The organism is Methylocapsa aurea (assembly GCF_000746085.1).
Lineage (GTDB): Bacteria > Pseudomonadota > Alphaproteobacteria > Rhizobiales > Beijerinckiaceae > Methylocapsa > Methylocapsa aurea.
Map to the genome: position 1 here is coordinate 420,788 of NZ_JQKO01000001.1, position 19,285 is coordinate 440,072.

17 protein-coding genes and 1 tRNA gene are annotated in these 19,285 nt (G+C 60.6%); 6 read left to right on the forward strand and 12 right to left on the reverse strand.

Features of this window, described 5'->3' with window-relative positions:
- Positions 1–166 precede the first annotated feature (166 nt).
- Positions 167–1,225 (reverse strand): ATP-binding protein, encoded by a 1,059-nt coding sequence (locus DL86_RS01915; protein ID WP_036257509.1) that lies wholly within the window; start codon positions 1,223–1,225, stop codon positions 167–169.
- A gap of 430 nt (positions 1,226–1,655) precedes the next feature.
- Between DL86_RS01915 and ppk2 the strand changes: the two genes are divergently transcribed.
- Entirely contained in the window at positions 1,656–2,609 is a 954-nt protein-coding gene (gene ppk2 / locus DL86_RS01925) for a polyphosphate kinase 2 (protein WP_084572620.1), read from the forward strand.
- On the opposite strand, the gene DL86_RS01930 is transcribed toward ppk2, so the two are convergent.
- Positions 2,560–3,726 carry a lysylphosphatidylglycerol synthase domain-containing protein gene (locus DL86_RS01930; protein WP_084572621.1) on the reverse strand — a complete coding sequence of 389 codons (1,167 nt, stop codon included), beginning with the start codon at positions 3,724–3,726 and terminating at the stop codon, positions 2,560–2,562. The genes ppk2 and DL86_RS01930 overlap by 50 nt on opposite strands.
- 1,009 nt (positions 3,727–4,735) lie before the next feature.
- On the reverse strand, positions 4,736–5,353 hold the full coding sequence (locus tag DL86_RS01940; protein WP_036257512.1) for a L,D-transpeptidase: 618 nt from the start codon (positions 5,351–5,353) through the stop codon (positions 4,736–4,738).
- Positions 5,354–5,627: 274 nt separating this feature from the next.
- On the opposite strand from DL86_RS01940, the gene DL86_RS01945 reads away from it, so the two are divergent.
- Entirely contained in the window at positions 5,628–6,566 is a 939-nt protein-coding gene (locus DL86_RS01945) for a histone deacetylase family protein (protein ID WP_036257514.1), read from the forward strand.
- 56 nt (positions 6,567–6,622) lie between these two features.
- On the opposite strand, the gene ribB is transcribed toward DL86_RS01945, so the two are convergent.
- The 4 genes from ribB to dapA all read right to left on the reverse strand — a co-directional run bounded on the left by ribB (position 6,623) and on the right by dapA (position 10,792).
- Positions 6,623–7,918 carry a 3,4-dihydroxy-2-butanone-4-phosphate synthase gene (gene ribB, locus DL86_RS01950; protein WP_051952483.1) on the reverse strand — a complete coding sequence of 432 codons (1,296 nt, stop codon included), beginning with the start codon at positions 7,916–7,918 and terminating at the stop codon, positions 6,623–6,625.
- Between the two features lie 294 nt (positions 7,919–8,212).
- The gene (gene aroC, locus DL86_RS01955; RefSeq protein ID WP_036257516.1) at positions 8,213–9,328 is read right to left on the reverse strand and encodes a chorismate synthase; all 1,116 of its coding nucleotides are present in this window, start codon (positions 9,326–9,328) and stop codon (positions 8,213–8,215) included.
- Between the two features lie 65 nt (positions 9,329–9,393).
- A complete protein-coding gene (gene smpB / locus DL86_RS01960) occupies positions 9,394–9,870 on the reverse strand; it encodes an SsrA-binding protein SmpB (protein WP_036257517.1) in 477 nt (158 codons plus the stop codon).
- Between the two features lie 28 nt (positions 9,871–9,898).
- Positions 9,899–10,792, reverse strand: a complete 894-nt coding sequence (gene dapA, locus DL86_RS01965) for a 4-hydroxy-tetrahydrodipicolinate synthase (RefSeq protein WP_036257518.1) — start codon at positions 10,790–10,792, stop codon at positions 9,899–9,901.
- A gap of 224 nt (positions 10,793–11,016) precedes the next feature.
- On the opposite strand from dapA, the gene DL86_RS01970 reads away from it, so the two are divergent.
- Positions 11,017–13,215 (forward strand): lytic transglycosylase domain-containing protein, encoded by a 2,199-nt coding sequence (locus DL86_RS01970; RefSeq protein WP_051952484.1) that lies wholly within the window; start codon positions 11,017–11,019, stop codon positions 13,213–13,215.
- A 182-nt stretch (positions 13,216–13,397) separates the two neighbouring features.
- Here DL86_RS01970 and DL86_RS01975 read toward each other — a convergent pair whose 3' ends face one another.
- Positions 13,398–13,763 (reverse strand): response regulator, encoded by a 366-nt coding sequence (locus DL86_RS01975; RefSeq protein WP_342585839.1) that lies wholly within the window; start codon positions 13,761–13,763, stop codon positions 13,398–13,400.
- Positions 13,764–13,969: 206 nt separating this feature from the next.
- On the opposite strand from DL86_RS01975, the gene DL86_RS01980 reads away from it, so the two are divergent.
- Complete coding sequence (locus DL86_RS01980; RefSeq protein WP_036257521.1) at positions 13,970–14,893, forward strand: alpha/beta fold hydrolase; 924 nt, start codon at positions 13,970–13,972, stop codon at positions 14,891–14,893.
- Between the two features lie 210 nt (positions 14,894–15,103).
- Positions 15,104–15,179 (forward strand) — tRNA-Phe (locus DL86_RS01985).
- A 348-nt stretch (positions 15,180–15,527) separates the two neighbouring features.
- Here DL86_RS01985 and DL86_RS01990 read toward each other — a convergent pair.
- Complete coding sequence (locus DL86_RS01990) at positions 15,528–16,049, reverse strand: hypothetical protein (RefSeq protein WP_036257523.1); 522 nt, start codon at positions 16,047–16,049, stop codon at positions 15,528–15,530.
- Positions 16,050–16,197: 148 nt separating this feature from the next.
- On the opposite strand from DL86_RS01990, the gene DL86_RS01995 reads away from it, so the two are divergent.
- Positions 16,198–16,578: a hypothetical protein gene (locus tag DL86_RS01995; protein ID WP_036257526.1), complete on the forward strand. Its 381-nt coding sequence runs from the start codon at positions 16,198–16,200 to the stop codon at positions 16,576–16,578.
- 22 nt (positions 16,579–16,600) lie between these two features.
- On the opposite strand, the gene DL86_RS02000 is transcribed toward DL86_RS01995, so the two are convergent.
- The 3 genes from DL86_RS02000 to DL86_RS18515 form a co-directional block, all read right to left on the reverse strand.
- Positions 16,601–17,014, reverse strand: coding sequence for a very short patch repair endonuclease (locus tag DL86_RS02000; protein WP_036257528.1), 414 nt, complete (start codon positions 17,012–17,014; stop codon positions 16,601–16,603).
- 38 nt (positions 17,015–17,052) lie between these two features.
- Positions 17,053–18,195, reverse strand: coding sequence for a DNA cytosine methyltransferase (locus DL86_RS02005; RefSeq protein ID WP_036257530.1), 1,143 nt, complete (start codon positions 18,193–18,195; stop codon positions 17,053–17,055).
- Positions 18,196–18,265: 70 nt separating this feature from the next.
- On the reverse strand, positions 18,266–19,087 hold the full coding sequence (locus tag DL86_RS18515; RefSeq protein WP_051952485.1) for a TIGR04325 family methyltransferase: 822 nt from the start codon (positions 19,085–19,087) through the stop codon (positions 18,266–18,268).
- Between the last annotated feature and the right edge of the window lie 198 nt (positions 19,088–19,285).

Below are 19,285 nucleotides of genomic sequence, written 5' to 3' on the forward strand. Positions count from 1 at the left end.
CATCGCGCCGAAAGATCCTTCCGACGCTCGGTTCGAGGCCCAAGAAACACTTTCGCAAGCGCCTCAGTCCAAAGCCTAAACGTCCTTCACAAGGGGTTTATGAAGCCAACATGACATGTTCATGACATAGATCGATTTCACAATAGAGCATAAAATCTCACGCCATTCAGCGTCCTTTCAGCGGTAGCGTCACGCGGAACGTCGCCCCCGCTCCCGGCGTCGACTCGATGCCCAGCCGGCCGCGATGGCGCGCGACAATATGTTTCACGATGGCGAGGCCAAGGCCGGTGCCGCCCTTGGCCCGGCTCAAGCCGGCGTCGACCCTGTAAAAGCGTTCGGTTAGCCGGGGCAGATGTTCTGGCGCGATTCCGGGGCCGTGATCGCGCACGCTCAAGACGCATTGGCGCTCCTGCGCCACGAGCGTAATCTCGACCCGGCGGTCGGCGCTGGTCTGTTCGGAGGCTCCATATTTGATCGCGTTTTCGACCAGATTTTCGACGACGCGCAGCAATTCGTCGCGATCGCCCCCAACGATCACCGCGGCAGGCGCATCGACCTTCAGAACGACATCATTGTCGCGCGCCATTGGCGCAAGCGTGTCGGCGATATGGCGAAGGATCGAGACCATATCGACCGGCGTCTGCGGCCGCAGGTGCAAATTCTGCTCGATCCGCGACAACGACAAAAGATCGTCGACCAGACGCGTCATCCTTTGCGCTTGCTCGCGCATAATGCCGAGGAACTTTATCCTCGCATGCGCATCCTCGCGAGCCGGTCCCTGGAGCGTCTCCACGAAGCCCAGCAAGGAGGCAAGCGGCGTCCGCAATTCGTGGCTGGCGTTGGCGACAAAATCGACCCGCATCCGCTCGACCCTGCGGGCTTCGCTCAGGTCATGCAAGGTCAAGATCATCATAGGCTCGAACGCCGCTCCGTCCATTACGGCGACGCTCAATTCGAAGTATCGCTCCACCGGCACGCGCTCCAGCCAAGTCGCTCTTTCGGGATGGCCAGAGGCCCGCGCCCGCGTAACCGCATCAAGCACATCGGGAGCGCGCAAACCGCGCGCCAGCAGATCGTCCGGCCGCACCGCTGGGAACAAGGCTTGCGCCGGAGCGTTGACGGCGCTCACGCGATCGGCCGCGTCGATGACGATGACGGCTTCCGGCAAAGCGTCGATGAGCCTGCCCACAATCACACGGTCTCGAGCCGAACGGTCTTTGTCCATAACGCCCTCACTTTGTGGTTTATGCGCAGGAGTGAGAGTTGAGATCAAGGATCATGCGGGCGCCGGAATTGCCCTCCCATCCGCCGCCGTAACGACAACAAATTTTTGAAAATAAGATACGGATTATCAATGCTCTAGAATGTCTTATGAATATTTTTGATTGAGACGGGCGATGGCCCGCGCCAAGCCTCGCCGATATTCCCGGTCCCTCGACCGCCCATCGTCCCGTCTGGCCGATGGCTTGGCCCGCCGCAGGAGCCGACCCAAACTTAAGCTGATTTGCGGGCCAGTCCGGAAGACAAGGAAAGCCAGATCCCCTTCGCTCGCCACGGGAGTTGCATTCACCCGATCCCGCACCAGATCCAACTTTCCGGCAAAGGCGACAGCCTCCCTTTCCAGGATCACATCCTGCTTAGCATAGGAAATCAGCATGAGCTCGAAAGATGACAAGACTGGGAAGGCCGACGCCAATGCGCTCGAAAACGCGAGCGGCGGACATCCTCTGGCCGCTGGCCCTGACCGGCGCGGCATCCCCTCGTCTCTGAAATTTCCGATCGATGCGCCGCAGTCGGCAAAAACCAAGCGCGCAGCGTTGCGATCGGGCGATTTTCCCTACGACGTCAAGCTTGAAAAAGATGCCTACAAACCGCAACTGCGTCAGCTCCAAATCGAACTCGTCAAAATGCTCGATTGGGTCAAGCGCGAGGGAGAACGGATTGTCATCATTTTTGAAGGCCGCGACGCAGCCGGCAAGGGCGGCACGATCCAGCGCCTGACCGAACATCTGAACCCACGGTCGGTCCGGGTGGTCGCCCTGCCCCGGCCGACGGAGCGCGAAACCGGGCAATGGTATTTCCAGCGCTATGCCGAACATTTGCCGCCACGTGGAGAAATCGCGATCTTCGATCGCTCCTGGTACAACCGGGCCGCCGTCGAGCCCGTCTTCGGATTCTGCACGCCACGGGAGACGACGGCATTTTTATATGAAGCCCCGATTTTCGAAGCCATGCTGGCGCGGGACGGAATCAGAATCATCAAATTCTTTCTATCGATCGGCCGCGAAATGCAGATCAAGCGGCTGCTTTCGCGCTGGCGCGATCCGGTCCGGCGCTGGAAGCTCACCGACATCGACTTGGCGTCAGTCGACAAATGGGACGCCTATTCGGCGGCTTTCGAGAGGATGCTCGCGACCACCGACAGCGCGGCCGCGCCCTGGACCGTGATCCACGCCAATGACAAACTCCGTCTGCGGCTGGAAACGATCCGCCATGTTCTCGACGTGACCCCTTATGGCCCCAAGGACGCCGAGGCGATCGGCAGGCTCGACGCCAAGATCATCGTTTCGGCCGCCACCTTTCTCGGGACCGGGGGAGAGGAGGAGTGAGCTCGGCGGTCAGCCGCGCGCCTTCCGCTTCGCTGCGGCGCATCGCCTCGCGCAAGGACTTCCAGCGCCGGAAGCCCTCATGCGCGCCCAGGAAGGCGAGCGCTAGGACGAATGGGGCCAGATAGTAAATGACGCGAAACAACAGCAGCGAGGCCAGCAAGGATTCTTGCGAGACGATCGGCACGGCCTTCAGCATTGCCGCCTCGAAGACGCCTATGCCGCCCGGCGCGCTGCTGGCGACCCCAAGGATGCAGGCGAAAACATAGGCGGCGACGAAAGTGAAGAAATCAAGCTCGCTATGGTGCGGCAGCAGGACATAAAGCACGCCCGCCGCGGCGCATTGATCGATGACGCCGAGAATGACCTGGCCCGTTGTCAAGCCAAGTCCAGGCAATTCCAGGCGGAAGCCCTGGATTCGGACATGGCGGCGGCGGATCGTCACCCAGACCAGATAGGACAGGATCGCCGCGAGCAGGCCGACCCCCATCAGCATGTTCAGCACGGGTTTCAAATGATTGATCGCGCTGATCGCTTCCGCGTGAAAGGCCAATGCCGCGCCGATCACGAAAACCATGCCGAACCAGAATGTCACACCGGCAAAAATGGTGAGGGTGGCGACCTTGCTCGCCGATAACCCGACCTGGGAATAGATCCAGTACCGCACAGTGCCCGCGGTGATCAGCGGAAATCCCAGAGTGAAGGAAATGGCGTAGCTCGTGAAGGAGGCGAGCGCCGTCGTCGCATAGGCCACCCGCGTCCGAAGCTGGCGCAAGGCCAGCGCATCATAGCCGGTCAGCGCAAGGAATGACGTAGCGGTAAAGAGCGCGGCGGCGGCGATCTGCTCGGCGCTGGTCGCCGCGATGGCGGCCCGCAAATCGCCGAGACTGACGGCCGAAAACGTCCGCCCGAGGACGTAAATCGAGAAGAGCGCGATCGCTATGCTGAAAACAGCCGCGACCTTCTTTCCGATTGAATGACGGCGGGCCGCCGCATGTTCCTTGAGCGCATGCGCATCCTCCGGCGCGGCGGTCGCAACGATGGCCACCGTCTTTCGAGCGAAAAAGCGCGAGCCGCTGGCGCCGCGCCGGGCATCGTCACGGAAATATCGTTGATCCAAAGCGCGATCCCTGCTTTCGACCCGCTTGCAAACAAGCGGACAATCTCGATTTCTCGGCCCAGCGCGTAAAGGTCCGAAGGAGGTTATGCGGCGCGAAGACGACGGTAGCAAGACTCTTGCGCAAAGGTCTGTCCCAGCGGCCGCCGCCAGCTTGGCGTTACAAACCGGCGCGGCGCCATGCACATAAATAATATCGACGATACGCAGATGCGATGTCGAATGGGCCGGCGTTCGGAGGCATCGCGATCAAAACGTCCAATCCCGCGAAAAGCTGCAACAATGTTCCGGCCTTACTTGCCGTCCTGACGAGGGAAACCGCTCCGCTCGGCTTGAAAATGCGGCGGGGCGGCCCAACGTCAGTTACATCGGCCCCGCCGCCACAGTTGGAGTAAAGTGGGGGGCTGGAATGATTCCATGCAAGAAGAGACATCCAAGAGCGATTTCACACAGCCGGAAATATTTCGAGGATGCTTATATCGTCTAGCGGCTCCTCCAACCTCGGCCGCAGCCGTAAAGAAAATGTATATGGTTAGACGACGTTAACTTCCCAGCGACATGATCATTTGATTGGAGCTTCCGAACTCCAATCCGCCCCCAAAATAGATGAGTAAAGTCAATGATCGAGCAAGACACCTCCTCCAAAACCCCGCTTCGCTCAAACAGTCCGCGCGACCTTCTCGCTAGGTTGTATCGCGAAATTGGCATTTCCGCGGTCGCGGCGGCGTTGGAATCGTCAGCACGTAAGCCGCAAAAGGCCCCGCAAATCCGGACATCCGAAATTCCCGCCGTGCTCCGGGATGACGAGGCCGCGTAATATCGCAATGCGGCGACCATAGCTCGGCGGGTCAGATTGATCTGCCGTGGTCGGTTCCTATTTCCCCAGCCGCGCTGCGGGACGGATTTTGGACTATTATCTTATGCGGCATATTGGGAAAAATGCCGCCTTCGGGCAGACTTGCGCATCGCCGGCGCAATATAAGCGCCGGGGCGGTCAAGTTAAAGTCATGTGCTAGCGAACGATGACTTTAGCACCAACCTTGACGCGGCCATAGAGGTCGATAACGTCAATATCGCTCATGCGAATGCAGCCTGAGGAGACGCTCCGGCCAATCGATTCGGGCTCGTTGGTGCCGTGGATGCGATAAAGCGTGTCCTTGTCGTCCTGGTAGAGATAAAGCGCCCGCGCGCCGAGGGGATTATCGGGGCCCCCTTCGATGCCTCCCGCCGCCGCGGTGGGGCGCAGATGCGGCCACCGCTCGACCATCTCCGCTGGCGGAACCCATCGCGGCCATTCGGCCATGCGTCCGACGATAGCGGTCCCAGTCCAGCCATATGCTTCGGAGCCGACGGCGACGCCGTAGCGAACCGCTTTCCTGCCGGGTTCGACAAAATAGAGAAACTTATCCCTTGTATCGACAACGATTGTCCCTGGCTCTTCGCCAGTGGGATCGTCGACGCGGTAGCGCCGATAATTCATATCGACTTCGACGGAGGGGACGACCGCGAGAAACTCCGCATCCTTTGCGGTCAAGGCCGGGTCGGGAACCGATGCGTAATTGCAGCCGCTCAGGACAAATGCCAGGGGCAGCAAGATCGCGCTGGAAAGCGGGCGGGCGAGATAAAACATGGGGCGCCGACGAATTGTCATTGTATGACCTCAAAGACAACTTGAGGCTTACTCTATTAGAGATGTCTTTACCATGATCATCGCCGCTCCAGACGCAAGAAACCGGTCATCTGTGGCGAAAAGGAAACAGAACGGCGCCCCAAATTATGCCGCGGAAGTGATGGACAGACCCCGCGTAACGCCATAAGGGAGACGATGCCGCGGTGCGGCGCCGAGCCGGCGCTATAAGGCCCCAAGAAGACGCCCCAAGAAGACCCAAGCGAGTTTGCGTAAGGTGACGACGCTTTTTTTGAGCCATCCTTCGAGTTTCGATCACGATACCGGCCCCGGTCACCCGGAACGCCCGGACCGAATCCGCGTCATCGACCAGATTTTCGAACATGAGCGTTTTCAAATGCTCCATCGCGCGCTGGCGCCCGGCAACGACCGCACCGCGATCTTGCGGGTTCATCCGGCCCACTACATCGACGAGATCGAAGCCGCCGCCCCGAGCGAAGGGCGCGTCCATCTCGACCCTGACACGATCCTCAGTCCAGGCTCATGGCAGGCCATCGTCCATGGCGTCGGCGGCGCCACGGCGGCAGTCAACGAAGTCATGCGCGGCGACGCGAAAAATGCTTTTGTCGCGACGCGCCCGCCCGGCCACCACGCAGAGCGCGCCTTGCCGATGGGGTTTTGCGTCTTCAACAATGCGGCGATCGCGGCAAGGCATGCACAGGCGGTCCATGGCGCCGAGCGGGTCGCCATCGTCGATTTCGACGTCCATCATGGCAATGGAACGCAAGAGATTTTCTGGTCCGACCCGTCCGTTCTCTATGCCTCGACGCATCAGATGCCGCTTTTTCCGGGCACCGGCTCGATCGACCAGCGCGGCGAGCATGACAATATCGTCAACGCCCCCCTCTCGGCCGGGGCGGACGGAAGCATTTTTCGGGAGGCGATGGAGACCGCGATCCTGCCGCGAGTCACCGCTTTTCAGCCGGACCTGATCGTGATCTCGGCCGGCTTCGACGCGCATAGGCTCGACCCGCTGGCCAATCTCAATCTTGTCGAGGCCGACTTCGCCTGGGTGACGACGCGGCTGATGGAGATTGCAGAGAGATGCGCCAAAGGCCGCATCGTTTCAATTCTCGAAGGGGGATACGACCTCGAGGGCCTCGCCCGCTCCGCCGCAGCGCATGTCCTGACCCTCATGGGCGCGTCGAAATCCTAAATGGAATTCCCCGCATGATCTTATCCAAAAAGTCTGCAACTTTTTGGGATCATGCTTTAATCCAACCCCTCGCTGGATGAAATTTCGATCCCAAATCCCGAGAGGCCGATATAGGTCATCGGCTTTGACGTGCGCAGACGGATCGACGACACCCCGAGATCACGCAGGATCTGCGCGCCAAGACCGATCTCGCGCCATTCCTTGGTGCGTTGCGCCTCCGAATCCGCCTTATCCACGAGAGCGACATTGACCGGGACGCCTGCGGTGCCGTCGCGCAGAAAAATAAAGACGCCGCGTCCGTTCCTTTTGAAGCTCGCGAAGGTTTTCCGGATATTGTCTCCGCCCGTACTCGTGATCAGGTCGGCGATGATATCGACCCGATGCAACCGCGTCGGCATGTCCCGGCCATCGCCGATTTCGCCCTGGACGAAGGCGAAATGCTGAACCTGGTCGTAGGGCGTGACATAGGCATAGCCCATCAACGGCCCGCTCGGCCCTTCAACCGGAAAAACCCCGACCCGCTGAACGATTTTCTCCCGCTCCTGCCGATGCGCGATCAGATCGGCGACCGAAATCCGCTTTAGGCCATGCCTTTCCGCAAAAGCCTCGATTTGCGGACCCGCCATGACCGTGCCGTCGTCATTGGCGAGTTCACAGATGACGCCAACCGCGGGCAGCCCAGCGAGGCGGCAGAGATCGACGGCGGCTTCGGTATGGCCCGACCGCATGAGCACCCCGCCCTCCCGCGCGATGAGAGGAAACACATGGCCAGGGCGGACGAAATCCCCCGCCCCCATATTGCCATTGGCGAGGGCGCGCACCGTATTGCTGCGTTGTTCGGCTGAGATGCCGGTCGTCAGGCCATGCCTGGCGTCGACCGACACGGTAAAGGCCGTGCCGTGCGGCGCATCATTCGTCGCCACCATCGGCTGAAGATTCAAGCGCTTGGCGTCGCTCGCGGTGATCGGCGCGCAAACGATGCCGCAACAATTGCGAATGATGAAGGCCATCTTCTCCGGCGTGCAGAGCGAGGCGGCGCAAATCAGATCGCCTTCGTTCTCGCGATCGTCGTCGTCGGTGACGATGATGATCTCGCCGCGCGCGATGGCCTCGATCGCCTGTGTGACCGAATGGGGCATTGCCGCTTTCTCCTTCGTTCCGGCCGTTTCGAGAAAATCATTCGGCGTGACGGCGCCGCCGGTCTCGCGCAGGATTCGCCCCGCCGTCTCGCGCGATACCCAGGCGTCGTCCTGATTGCAGATTTGCGAAATCGAGCCTTTCGACAGGCCGGTCCGGCGGGCGAAATCGACGCGGCTGACATTGTTGAGCTTCAGCCATTCGCCGAGTTTCATGCGAAAACCTTGGAGCCGGGTCGAGTTTGGTTTTGCTAAACTAATGTGGCGCGAGCGGTTTTGAAAGGCCAAACGCGCACAAGTTCCGACAAGATCGCGCGACTTTCGCCCGGCCAGCTTGTCTCGGCGCATGGCGGATTGTGCCTGCCGATGCCAGACATGCGCCAGGAGCGTTATTGGCGCCGCAGGAGAGTTTTCCAGCGAGGTAGACGCAGACTCCATGCTTTGGTCTAGCTGCGCCCTGCCAAGATTGATCCCTTTTTCAGGATTGTGGCTCTGCGCGGCGGACCGCACTCATCGCCCAACCGGCCAAGCCGCGCCCTCTCCAACCTGGCCGCGATGGCGCAGAAACTGGTCGGCGAGCACGCAGGCAACCATGGCTTCGCCGACCGGAACGGCGCGAATGCCGACGCAAGGGTCATGTCGGCCCTTGGTGACGATTTCTGTCTCTGCTCCGCTTCGATCGATCGTCAGGCGCGGCTGCAGGATCGACGAGGTGGGCTTGACCGCGAAGCGGGCGACGATCGGCTGCCCGGTCGAGATGCCGCCAAGCACGCCGCCGGCATGGTTCGACAAGAACAGGGGCGCCCCGTCATCGCCAAAGCGAATCTCATCGGCATTGGCCTCCCCAGAGAGTTCAGCGGCGGCGAAACCCTCGCCGATTTCGACGCCCTTGACCGCATTGATCGACATCAGGGCGCTCGCCAGTTCCGCATCGAGCTTGCCATAGATCGGCGCGCCCCAGCCTGGAGGGACATTCTCCGCCACAATCTCGATCACCGCGCCGATGGAGGAGCCCGCCTTGCGCACGCCATCGAGATAGGCTTCGAAAAAAGCCGCGGCCTTGGCGTCAGGACAGAAGAACGGATTTTTCTGCGTCTCCTCCCAATTCCAATTGGCGCGATCGATCTTATGCGGTCCGATCTGGACCAGCGCGCCGCGGATCAGCACCCTGTCGATGATCCTGCGGGCGATCGCCCCCGCCGCCACCCGGCTCGCGGTTTCGCGCGCAGAGGAGCGGCCGCCGCCGCGATGGTCCCGGATGCCATATTTCAGATCATAGGTCAGATCGGCGTGGCCTGGCCGGTACTTGTCCTTGACCTCGTCATAATCTTTCGACCGCTGGTCGGTGTTCTCGATCAGAAGCGCGATCGGCGTCCCGGTCGTTGTCAGGCGCCCGGTCTCTTCATCGTGAAAGACCCCGGAGAGGATCTTGACGAGGTCCGCCTCCTGCCGTTGCGTGGTGAAGCGGGAAGTTCCCGGCCGCCGCTGGTCGAGGAAGGTCTGGATGTCCGCCTCATCGAGCGGGAGCAAGGGCGGGCAACCGTCGACGACGCAGCCGATCGCTGGCCCATGGCTCTCGCCAAAGGTCGTGACCCGAAAAAGATGACCGAAGGTATTGTGAGACATGAGCTAAATTGCGCAGCTGCGAGACAGGCCGGCCGCAAAGCTATCTCTTGTCGAACCGCGCTCCATCATCCCTTCTCCCGCAGCAGGCGGCCTTTTTCGCGACTCCAGTCGCGTTTCTTCTCGGTCTCGCGCTTATCATGCAGCTGTTTGCCGCGCGCCAGCGCGATCTCGATTTTCGCCCTGCCCTTTTCATTAAAATAGATTTTCAGCGGCACGATGGTCATGCCCTCGCGTTCGGTTCCTTGCGCCAGTTTGACGATCTCGCGCGCCCTCAGGAGCAGCTTGCGCGGCCGCTTCGGCTCATGGTTGAACCTGTTGGCCTGTAAATATTCCGGGATATTCGCATTGACCAGATAGAGTTCTCCGGCCCGGTCGACCGAGGCATAACTTTCCGCGATCGTCGCCTTGCCAGTGCGCAAGGATTTGACCTCGGTGCCGGTCAGCATGAGGCCGGCCTCGAAGGTCTCGCCGATTTCGTAATTATAGCGCGCGCGTCGATTTTCGGCGGCGATCTTGAGCGGGCGCTCTTTCTTCGCAGCCACTCACTTCACCTCGCATGACAAGAACCATTCACGCATTGACAAGCCCGGCGTGGATCATCGCGGCCTTGAGCGGAGCCAGCGCCGCGGGAGACGCTGGCAGCATCGGAAGCCGCACCTCGTCGGCGATCTTGCCGAGCATCGCTAGCGCGTGTTTCGGACCTGCGGGATTGGGCTCGAAGAAGAGAGCGGCGTGAAGCGGGCTCAGCTGATCGTGCAGCTTCAGGGCCGCCGCATAATCGCCTTGCATACACGCTTCCTGCATTTGCGAACACTGTTTCGGCGCGACATTGGAGGTCACCGAAATGCAGCCATGGCCGCCAAGCGACATCACCGCCACCGCCGTCATGTCCTCGCCGGAGAGCTGAATGAAATCCGCGCCGAGCGCCTGCCTTTGCAATGCCGTGCGGGCGAGGTTGCCGGTGGCGTCCTTGACCCCCGCGATATTCTTGAGCTCAAAAAGCCGCTGCATGGTTTCCACCGACATATCGACCACTGAACGGGGCGGAATATTATAGATGATGATCGGTATGCCGACAGCGTCGTTGATCGCCTTGTAATGCCGATAGAGGCCCTCCTGCGAGGGCTTGTTGTAATAGGGCGTCACGACGAGAAGGCCGTCGGCGCCCGCGCCTTCCGCGAATTTCGCGAGTTCAATGGCCTCTTGCGTATTGTTCGATCCAGCGCCGGCAATGACTGGAACGCGGCCCTTGGCCTCGGCGACGCAAGCGGCGACAACTTGACGATGCTCCGCATGCGAAAGAGTGGGGCTCTCCCCGGTCGTTCCAGCTGGAGCCAGGCCATGCGTGCCGCTTTCAATCTGCCAGTCGACCAAAGCCCGAAAGGCCCGCTCATCGAATTCCCCAGCCCGGAATGGCGTGACAAGCGCGGTGATCGAACCCTTGAAAGCCGCCTTTTTCCCCATGCCAGTCCCACCTTTCCACCAATCCGCCCCATAGACGCCGCAATTTCCAGGCTGACTCTCAACCTTCAGCCGGAGCGCGGGAGTGACGACACATAGACGTCAAAGCCGCTTCCGAAAAGGGCCGATCGGTAGGATTGCGCTTCGGCCATGAGTAAATTTCGTCCTTTGTTAATAAGGAATGGTTCAAGTTTTCTTTTCGCTCGCTCTGTAGGATTGGACGAAGCATGCTCACAAGGCAATCGACATTCCCACTCGCGGCATGGATCGGCGTTTCGGCTTTGCTTGGTCTTGGCGGCGCCTGGCTTCAAGAGAGAGGCGTCGGATTCAATTTTGTGGGGCAAATTGGCGACGGCGGCAATTTGCTGGCCTTCGAGCCGCGCTACATAGCTCCAGAGGCCCCTTTTCTTCGTGAAGGCGACAGCGACGACGACGACGACGATCCACGCTCAAGCCTGCGCATGGGAGATTCTGCTCCCGGCGCGCCAGGCGCCGGCGATCCCGCGCGCGCTGCGCAGCTCGGCTTCGACCTAAGCAGGATGTCCGAGGCGATCGGCTTCTATAAAGCCGGCGATCTCCTCCGCGGCGACCTGGCGGCCAAGACAGCCACGGACAAGACTGTCCAAACCGCTCTCGAATGGATCGCTTTGCGGAGCTTTCCGCGCGAGGCCGGATTCGACCGGCTTCAGGCCTTCGCGGCCGCCCATCCCGGCTGGCCCGCGCAGGAGTGGTTGCGCAAGCGCAGCGAGGAGGCGCTGTTCGGCGATCGCAAGAGCGTCGCTCTCATCAGGTCCTATTTCGGCGAAAGCCGCCGCGGCCCCGAGACGCCGGCCGGCAAACTCGCCTTGGCCCGAGCCCTGACGCAAGACGGCAAGAGCGCGGAAGCCGGCGCGCTGGTTCGCGAAGTGTGGCGCGAGGCCGATCTTAACGCCGGACTGGAGGCCAAGATCAAGGCCGATTTCGGCGCTCATCTCGACAAGGCCGACCATAAGTTTCGCGCCGACCGCTTTCTTTACAAAGAACAGATCGCTAACGCTTTTCGCGCCGCCGCCCTTGCCGGGCGGGATGTGCTCGCCCTCGCCAAGGCCAGGGCCGCCGTGATCGCCGAAGCCGCGAGTGACAAGCTCCTCGCCGCCGTTCCGGCCCCGCTTCGCTCCGATCCCGGCTATCTGTTCGCCCAGATTCAGAAGCTCCGGCGGGCGGAAAAAATCCGCGAGGCGGTGACTATCGTCCTATCGGCGCCGCGCGACCCTGCTCTTCTCGTCAATGGCGACGAATGGTGGGTGGAGCGCCGGCTTCTCGCCCGCAAACTCCTCGATCAAGACGACGCGAAGACCGCCTATCGGCTCTGCGCCGAACATTCGGCGACATCGCGCGAAATGCAGATCGAAGCCGAGTTCCACGCGGGCTGGATCGCGCTTCGCTTCCTAAACGATCCCGCCCGCGCAGCCGGCCATTTCGAGGCGCTCGCCGCGGTTGCGGTGACGCCTATGTCGCGGGCGCGAGCGGCTTATTGGCAAGGCCGCGCCGCCGAGGCCTCGACCTCGGATGCCGCCTTGGCGAACGCCAAAGCCTTCTATCAACACGCGGCGGAGCATCCCGCGACCTATTATGGCCAACTTGCGCGCGGCAAGCTCGGGCTGGCGACGGCGTCGATCCGCAGCCTCGCCGACGAGGCGACGGGAGACGCGCGCGAAGAATCGATCAGGGTGATCGAACTGCTTTATGCGGTGGGCGAAAAGCGACTTGCAACGCCCCTCGCCGTCGAGGCGGTGCGCCACCTTGACGATCAAGCGCAGATAGCGGCCCTCGCCAGCGTCGTCGCCAAACAGCGGGACGCCCATATCTCGCTCACCGTCGGCAAGCTCGCGAGCCAGCGCGGCTTCGCCATCGATGCGCTCGCCTTCCCGACTTATGGCGTGCCGCCGTTCCAGCCATTGCGAAACTCAGCCGGCGCGCCGCTGATTTATTCGATCGCCCGCCAGGAAAGCGCCTTCGACCCGAGCGCTGTCTCGACCGCCGGCGCCAAAGGACTGATGCAGATGATTTCATCGACGGCGCGGCGCACAGCCGATCGCGCCGGCGTCGCCTTCGACGAGAACCGGCTGCTGGCCGACGCAGCCTTCAACGCCCAACTGGCAGCCGCTCATCTCGGCGAACTTCTCGCCGAACAGCGCGGCTCCTATATCTTGACATTCGCCGCCTATAACGCGGGAGGCAAGCGGGTCAAGCAATGGATCGACGCCTATGGCGATCCGCGCAAACCTGGCGTCGATCCAATCGACTGGGTTGAGCGAATTCCTTTTACCGAGACCCGAAATTATGTGCAGCGGGTCACTGAGAACCTCGGGGTCTACCGGGTGCAATTCGGCGAAGCCGCTCCAACGCCTGACGAAACGATAAAAAGGGCCGAGGCCAAACTTTGATGCGTTCCGGTTGCGTCCGGTTGCCGCGTCAACGCCTCCGTGCATCTCTCGAAAAACGCCGCGACGCCTGCAGCGTCGTCCGCGACGCTGTTTAGCGCAGAGCTGATCAATAAGATCATTAGGCAAAAGGCGAAGACAATCTGCGCGATCGAATCGCCTTGAAGCGCGCGCGCTTTATGAGATTATCCCTCGGAAGGAATGCGCTGCATCACCTTTTCGATTTGGCGCACCAAGGTCGGAGCGGCATAGGGCTTTGCCACGAACAGACCTTCATCCGGCATGGCCCCGGCGCCAATGGCACAGCGTCCCGAGGTCACGACAACGCCGATCCTCGGCCAGCAATCATGAATGCGCCAAGCCAGGGCCAGCCCGTCAAGAGATCCCGGCATTTCGATATCGGTAAATACAACCCGAACGTCAGGACGAGCGGCGAGCACGCGCAGCGCCTCGTCGGCATTGCTCGCCAGAAGCACGTCGTAGCCAGCTTGATCAAGTAGATCCGCGCCCATCATCCGCACGAAAGGCTCGTCCTCGACAACGAGAACCACAGGCGGGATTTTTCTTTGCGTGTGTTCCATGCCCGGTTAACAAAGGCATTTCGCTTAGGTTCCTATTTGCTCTTTTCTTGGTAAAAGAAACCTTTCGATGTCATTTTAGGATTGCCGCCCCATTATTATACAGCGTCGCGTTGGTTTGACTTGGCCGTAAATCTCGCCTTGCGCTGCAAGCGCTGAATCGCCCGTTCGGAGCTTTCATGATCCTTCCGCAGCTTCCCTTCGAAAGCCGCTTTTTTTCCGGTTACGACGGCCTGATGCTTCATGTCCGGGACTATGGCTCGACGCTCGATCCGGGCCTTCCGGTTGTTTGCTTGCCGGGGCTGACGCGCAATTCTGCTGATTTCGGCCCGCTTGCGAGCGCCCTAGCCTCCGGCCTTTTCGGGCAGAAGCGGCGCGTGCTCGCCATCGACTACCGCGGCCGGGGCCTTTCCGCTTACGATCGGGATTGGCGGAACTACAGCCTCCCAGTTGAAAACAACGATCTTTTGAGCGTTCTCACGGCGGCCGGAATAGACCGCGCCGCCTTCGTTGGAACGTCGCGCGGCGGACTGCATGCGATGCTATTATCGGCCAGCCGGCCGGCGATCATTCGCGCCGTCGTGCTGAACGACATCGGCCCCGTCGTGGAGCCGCGCGGAATGGCGCGGATCCGCAGCTATGTCGGCAAACTTCCCGCCCCGCTTTCCATCGCCGACGCAATTGATCTTCTCAAACGGCTCATGAGCCAACAATTCAAGGGCCTCAGCGAAGCGGATTGGGCGGCTTATGCAAAGATCACTTTCGCCCAATCCAACGGGCGCCTTAGCGCGCGCTACGATCCAAAACTGATGAAGCCGCTCCAATATCTCGACCTAGAGCAGCCGTTGCCCAGTTACTGGCCGCAATTCGATGGTTTGCGCAATGTGCCCTTGCTGATCTTCAGAGGCGAAAACTCGGACGTTCTTTCTGTCCAAACCCTCGGCGAAATGGCGCAGCGCCATCGCGCCTGCGAAATCCACGTCGTCAAGGGCCAAGGCCATCCGCCGCTTCTCATCGACGCGGACTCGATCGGCCGGATCTGCGATTTCGTCGCCAAGTGCGACATGCAATCGCAGCGCGCGCCAAGCGAAATCACGGCCTAAGCGCCACCGCTGCTTAAACGTCTCCGAACTGGCGCTGGCGAAGGCCGCGGGCTCGGCGCAGCGCATCCTCGCGGCGAAAGACAGCGCGGCGCCAGCGCGACAATTCGGCTTCCACCTGTCCGCTCCATTCAAACGCACGCGGCGCTAGACAATCGCGGCATCGTTCCATTATAACGCGCTCAGCGTCGGAGTCGGCTTGGCCCTGGCGATGCCCAGGTAGCTCAGTTGGTAGAGCATGCGACTGAAAATCGCAGTGTCGGTGGTTCGATTCCGCCCCTGGGCACCAGCAAACTCAAAAGCTTAGCCAATTCATGACAGCTCGGTTAGATGCTGTGCTGGACAGAGTTACCTGCGGTTTGACTCGCTTCCGTAGGTCCTGCGCCGGTCCATCGAATGACAATGTCATCTAGCTTTTGTTTTAACCTGCGACACGACTAGGTCCGAGCCGTGCTTTGCACCGTCCTCGGCCGCTATGTAGGTCGCCCTGACCTGCTCCTGGTTTGAGGCAGCGAAAATTGCCCGCATTTACGGCGCATCATCGATCGTCAAAATGAACTGCCCTGCGATCCTGGCGAGCTGATCCGCCAAGCGATCGAAATCGACGCGAGCAAATGCTCATTCCAGTACCAAACACCTAACCGATGCGCCGCGCCCGCGTTCGCAAGGTCACGGCCGGACGGATGAAATGGACAAGCCTCCGAAACCGACTGGAGGGCGCGCGCAGGCAAGATGCGCGCGGCGCGATCAAGCCTGCGACGGGCGCCAAACCGGGAAAAAGCCGTTCCGCCAAGGTTTCTGGGGCCGCGCGCAGACCCGCCGCGCGACCGCCGCCGCCCAGTAAAAAATCGCCAGCCTCTTCGATGAACCCTGATTCCGGCGCGCGACCGGACCGGAGCAACAGCAGATCGGGGCCGCGCGCCGCTTCGATCGCCTGGCGAAGCCAATCCGCCTCGCCAGGAGCTTCAATCAGCGCGCAGCCTGCATGATCGGCGATCGCGCCAAGTCCCTCACCCGCCGGCCCGGCAATCGCGACATCGCCGAGGAGGCCTTCGACATTGGCGGAGACGAGCGAACCCAGCGTCCGCACCAAATTTTCGAGCAAATCGCGGGCGCGCCGATCAGAGTCTTCTTCGCAAAAAACAACGGTTGAAAGCATGGAAGGATGCGCGCTCAAAGCTCTTAGTTGAACTTGCCTCGACCAATCTCTAAAGCATGACCGAAAATCATTGTCTTGTCGCGCTCTCTCGCCGCAAACCATTTAAGGTCAGCAACCCTATTTTTAGCTCCGAAGCCACATCATCAAAATGAACACTCTCTTCGTTCTCGCAACCGAAACCGGAAAAATCGGCCCACTGGATGGCCCGTTCACCCTTTCCGCGAACGAGGGTGGCGGCGCTGGCCGGGACGACGCCGATCTCCTGAACATCGTCGTAGGGTTTGTGCGCATGGTCGCGGCCGGCGTATCGAGCTATAACAAGACAGCCATCGAAGATTCGAGCAACTTGAAGTCTTACGCCGGCGAATGTTTCGACGAATTGAAATCCGAGGAGCCCGAGGCGGCCGCTCGGCTCGAAAATCTGACGTTCGATTGCCGCCGCCTTCCGCCAATTGTCAAAGGCCATCCGATCTGGAAACTCGATCGCGCGATCCTGCGGACGCTTCCTGGCGCCGCCTTCGTCGATTGAGCGCCGCACCAAGGCGACCGCATCAGGTCAAGAAATCAGCCAGCCGGGCGCGCAGCGGCTCGACTTCCTTGGTCTCACATTCCCAGATGGTCAGCACATCCCAACCGGCCGCGGCGAGCGCCGCATGGGCCTTGACGTCGCGCGCCTTATTGCCCGCGATCTTGGCGCTCCAATAGGATGCATTGGCTTTGGGCTGGCGATCCCCCCGCTTGCAGTCATGGCCATGCCAAAAGCAGCCATTCACAAAAATCACTTTTCGGCGGCTGACGAAGACAAGATCGGGATTGCCGGGCAGAGCCTTTCGGTGGAGCCGGAACCGGAAACCGAGACGATGCGCAAGCGAGCGGACAACCTTTTCAGGCCGCGTATTCGTCGATTTCACCGCGCGCATGATGGCGCTGCGGGCCGGATCAGGCGGCGTTGGCTTCGATTTCAACGGAGGTCTCGTTGGCTGGGCGATAGAAGCGACGTTCCTCACGCGGCGGCGGGAAAAGACGCGCCTCTCCCGCCCAGAATCGGCTCAAGCAAGTGCTCGGCAAGGTATCGGACGACCGGAACAGCGACGCCATCGCCGGTCAAGTGATAGGCTTCGTTATAATTGAGCGGCAGCAGATAATCGTCAGGCAGGCCCATCAGTCGAGCGGTCTCGCGCGCAGAGATCAGGCGGGAGCTGACCCTCTCGCCCTCGACCACCAGAATCATTTGACGGCTCGAGCCACCCGCGGGCGTGCGCAAACAACCGGAGAGTCCATCGAAACGCACTTCGGCGCGTTGAATCTTGACGCCGGTTTCATCGAAGCGCGTGCGTTTGTAGACGCAGCCGACGACGCGCCGCCGCGCCGCCTTGGCCCTCTCGACTTTGCGAAGATTGACATCGCTCATCAGCCCGAGCAGCCGTCGCGTCTCCGTGGGCGTGCGCCAGGATACGCCGCTTGGCTCATCCTCAATCAGGTCCGCCAGCGCCGCGTTGCGAGCCGCCGGGGCCGGCATACTCCACCAGATCCAGGAATCCTTGACCTCCGAGGGCAGCGCCGCAAAAGCATTTTGGAGCGCTGGAGGATGCCAGATCGACGGAGCGACGGCTCGCGAGCACAGCGGTATGCAAACGCCCTTGCGAACGCCAACGACAAACAGGCGCGGGCGCGATTGCGGCAGGAACAGAGCGGCGTCCATGATCATGGCGCCGCAGGCATAGCCGGCATCATGGAACTGGCTGCAGATGGCGGCGAAATCCCGGCCATTATGCGATGTCAACGCGCCATTCACGTTTTCAAGCACGATCAGATCTGGCGCGCGGCCTTCCTCGATCAACTCCCACATCACAGTCCAGAAGGCATAAAAGGTCCCGCTCCGCGCGCCATTAAGACCAGCCCCGCCTCCCGCCAAGGAAAGATCCTGGCAGGGAAAAGACGCCCAGGCCAAATCGGCGGTTTTCGGAAGATCGGCGGATTGCAGGAGACGGATGTCGCCGGTCTTGAGTTCGCGCGATCCCCAGTTGAGTCGATAGATGGCGCTCTTCTTCGGATTGAAATCATTCGCGAAAAGGCAGTTCCAATTGCGCCCAAGGCCGGCTCGCGCCATCCCGCCGCCAGCGAAAAACTCATAGAAGCCGCGCATGAGCCAATTCTCCCGGGGCGACTATGCCTTCATTTGGCTGATTCGCGAACCGGGGCGCTGAGAAACTGCCTCATGCCGGCTTTTTGAAATAAAGCCCCGTAAGAAACGGTAGGAACTCATGAGGATGGAAAGGAACGTAGCAATCGAGTTCATAAACGCCCCATCGATCCTTCAGCCTATATCCGGCCTGCTCGAAATATCCGATGAAATCGGCTTCATTATAGACCCTGTACGGGCAGATCGAAGGACCGAAGTTTTGCAGCGTCCAATAGGAGTTTCCCTGCGTGAGAGGAACCTTGTTCAAGATCACATGGGGAGGATTTGTCGCTCGGAGTTCGAGCAGGCCGGGAACGGATTGCTTCATGTATTGGAGGGAGCCCAACGCGAGGAGAACATCGCCATCGGGGACTGCCTCCAGAGCGGTCTCGAATTCGATGCTGGCGGCAGCCTCCCGCTTCGCCACGCACCTGCCTTGTTCGGCAATCCGTGGAACCTCGACCACGATCCACCGCAGGTCGGCCGGTTGGTGCGCGTACCGACGGAATCCATAGTAGGTCAGCCCGATGCTGCCGCCATAATCAATAACTATACTCCCTTCGTGAAGGAGCTGCGATAACCAGAAAAACACAGGATAGGTTCCAGCCCTAATCGGACTGATGTTATCGACCCACATCGCGGCCGCCCCATCATTATCCCATCCCGCGGCGCGCCAAGATGGGAGGTCAGCAAATGCCTCCTCGTAAGTATTGTAAACGCCGTAATAGAGACCGCTACTATCTCGGCGAGACATCGCCCAGTGCTTATAGGCGCGTTCGAGAAATGGCGCGCGACCGATCCACGCGCCGACGACAGTATCGCCAAGAACCACTTTCGCGAACGACCGTGCGTTCATGTCATCAGCGCCCCATCATTGGTTGAAGCCACCGCTTCGTTTGAACAGCTTTTCTTATTCGATAGTTCAAAGTCGTAAAAATATGGAGCCGTGGAGAGGGACCGCTTGAATTTGTGAGCTGGTTTAATTCCCAAACGCAGCGAAACGTTCCAGTCAACTCTTGCAGCTCTGGGCTGAGCGTAATGTTTTCACTACCGG

Coding starts and splice junctions, on each gene's coding strand:
- DL86_RS01915 (WP_036257509.1), bottom strand. CDS start 1,225: ATGGACAAAGACCGTTCGGCTCGAGACCGTGTGATTGTGGGCAGGCTC.
- ppk2 (WP_084572620.1), top strand. CDS start 1,656: ATGAGCTCGAAAGATGACAAGACTGGGAAGGCCGACGCCAATGCGCTC.
- DL86_RS01940 (WP_036257512.1), bottom strand. CDS start 5,353: ATGTTTTATCTCGCCCGCCCGCTTTCCAGCGCGATCTTGCTGCCCCTG.
- ribB (WP_051952483.1), bottom strand. CDS start 7,918: ATGAAACTCGGCGAATGGCTGAAGCTCAACAATGTCAGCCGCGTCGAT.
- aroC (WP_036257516.1), bottom strand. CDS start 9,328: ATGTCTCACAATACCTTCGGTCATCTTTTTCGGGTCACGACCTTTGGC.
- dapA (WP_036257518.1), bottom strand. CDS start 10,792: ATGGGGAAAAAGGCGGCTTTCAAGGGTTCGATCACCGCGCTTGTCACG.
- DL86_RS01970 (WP_051952484.1), top strand. CDS start 11,017: ATGCTCACAAGGCAATCGACATTCCCACTCGCGGCATGGATCGGCGTT.
- DL86_RS01980 (WP_036257521.1), top strand. CDS start 13,970: ATGATCCTTCCGCAGCTTCCCTTCGAAAGCCGCTTTTTTTCCGGTTAC.
- DL86_RS01990 (WP_036257523.1), bottom strand. CDS start 16,049: ATGCTTTCAACCGTTGTTTTTTGCGAAGAAGACTCTGATCGGCGCGCC.
- DL86_RS01995 (WP_036257526.1), top strand. CDS start 16,198: ATGAACACTCTCTTCGTTCTCGCAACCGAAACCGGAAAAATCGGCCCA.
- DL86_RS02005 (WP_036257530.1), bottom strand. CDS start 18,195: ATGCGCGGCTTCTATGAGTTTTTCGCTGGCGGCGGGATGGCGCGAGCC.
- DL86_RS18515 (WP_051952485.1), bottom strand. CDS start 19,087: ATGAACGCACGGTCGTTCGCGAAAGTGGTTCTTGGCGATACTGTCGTC.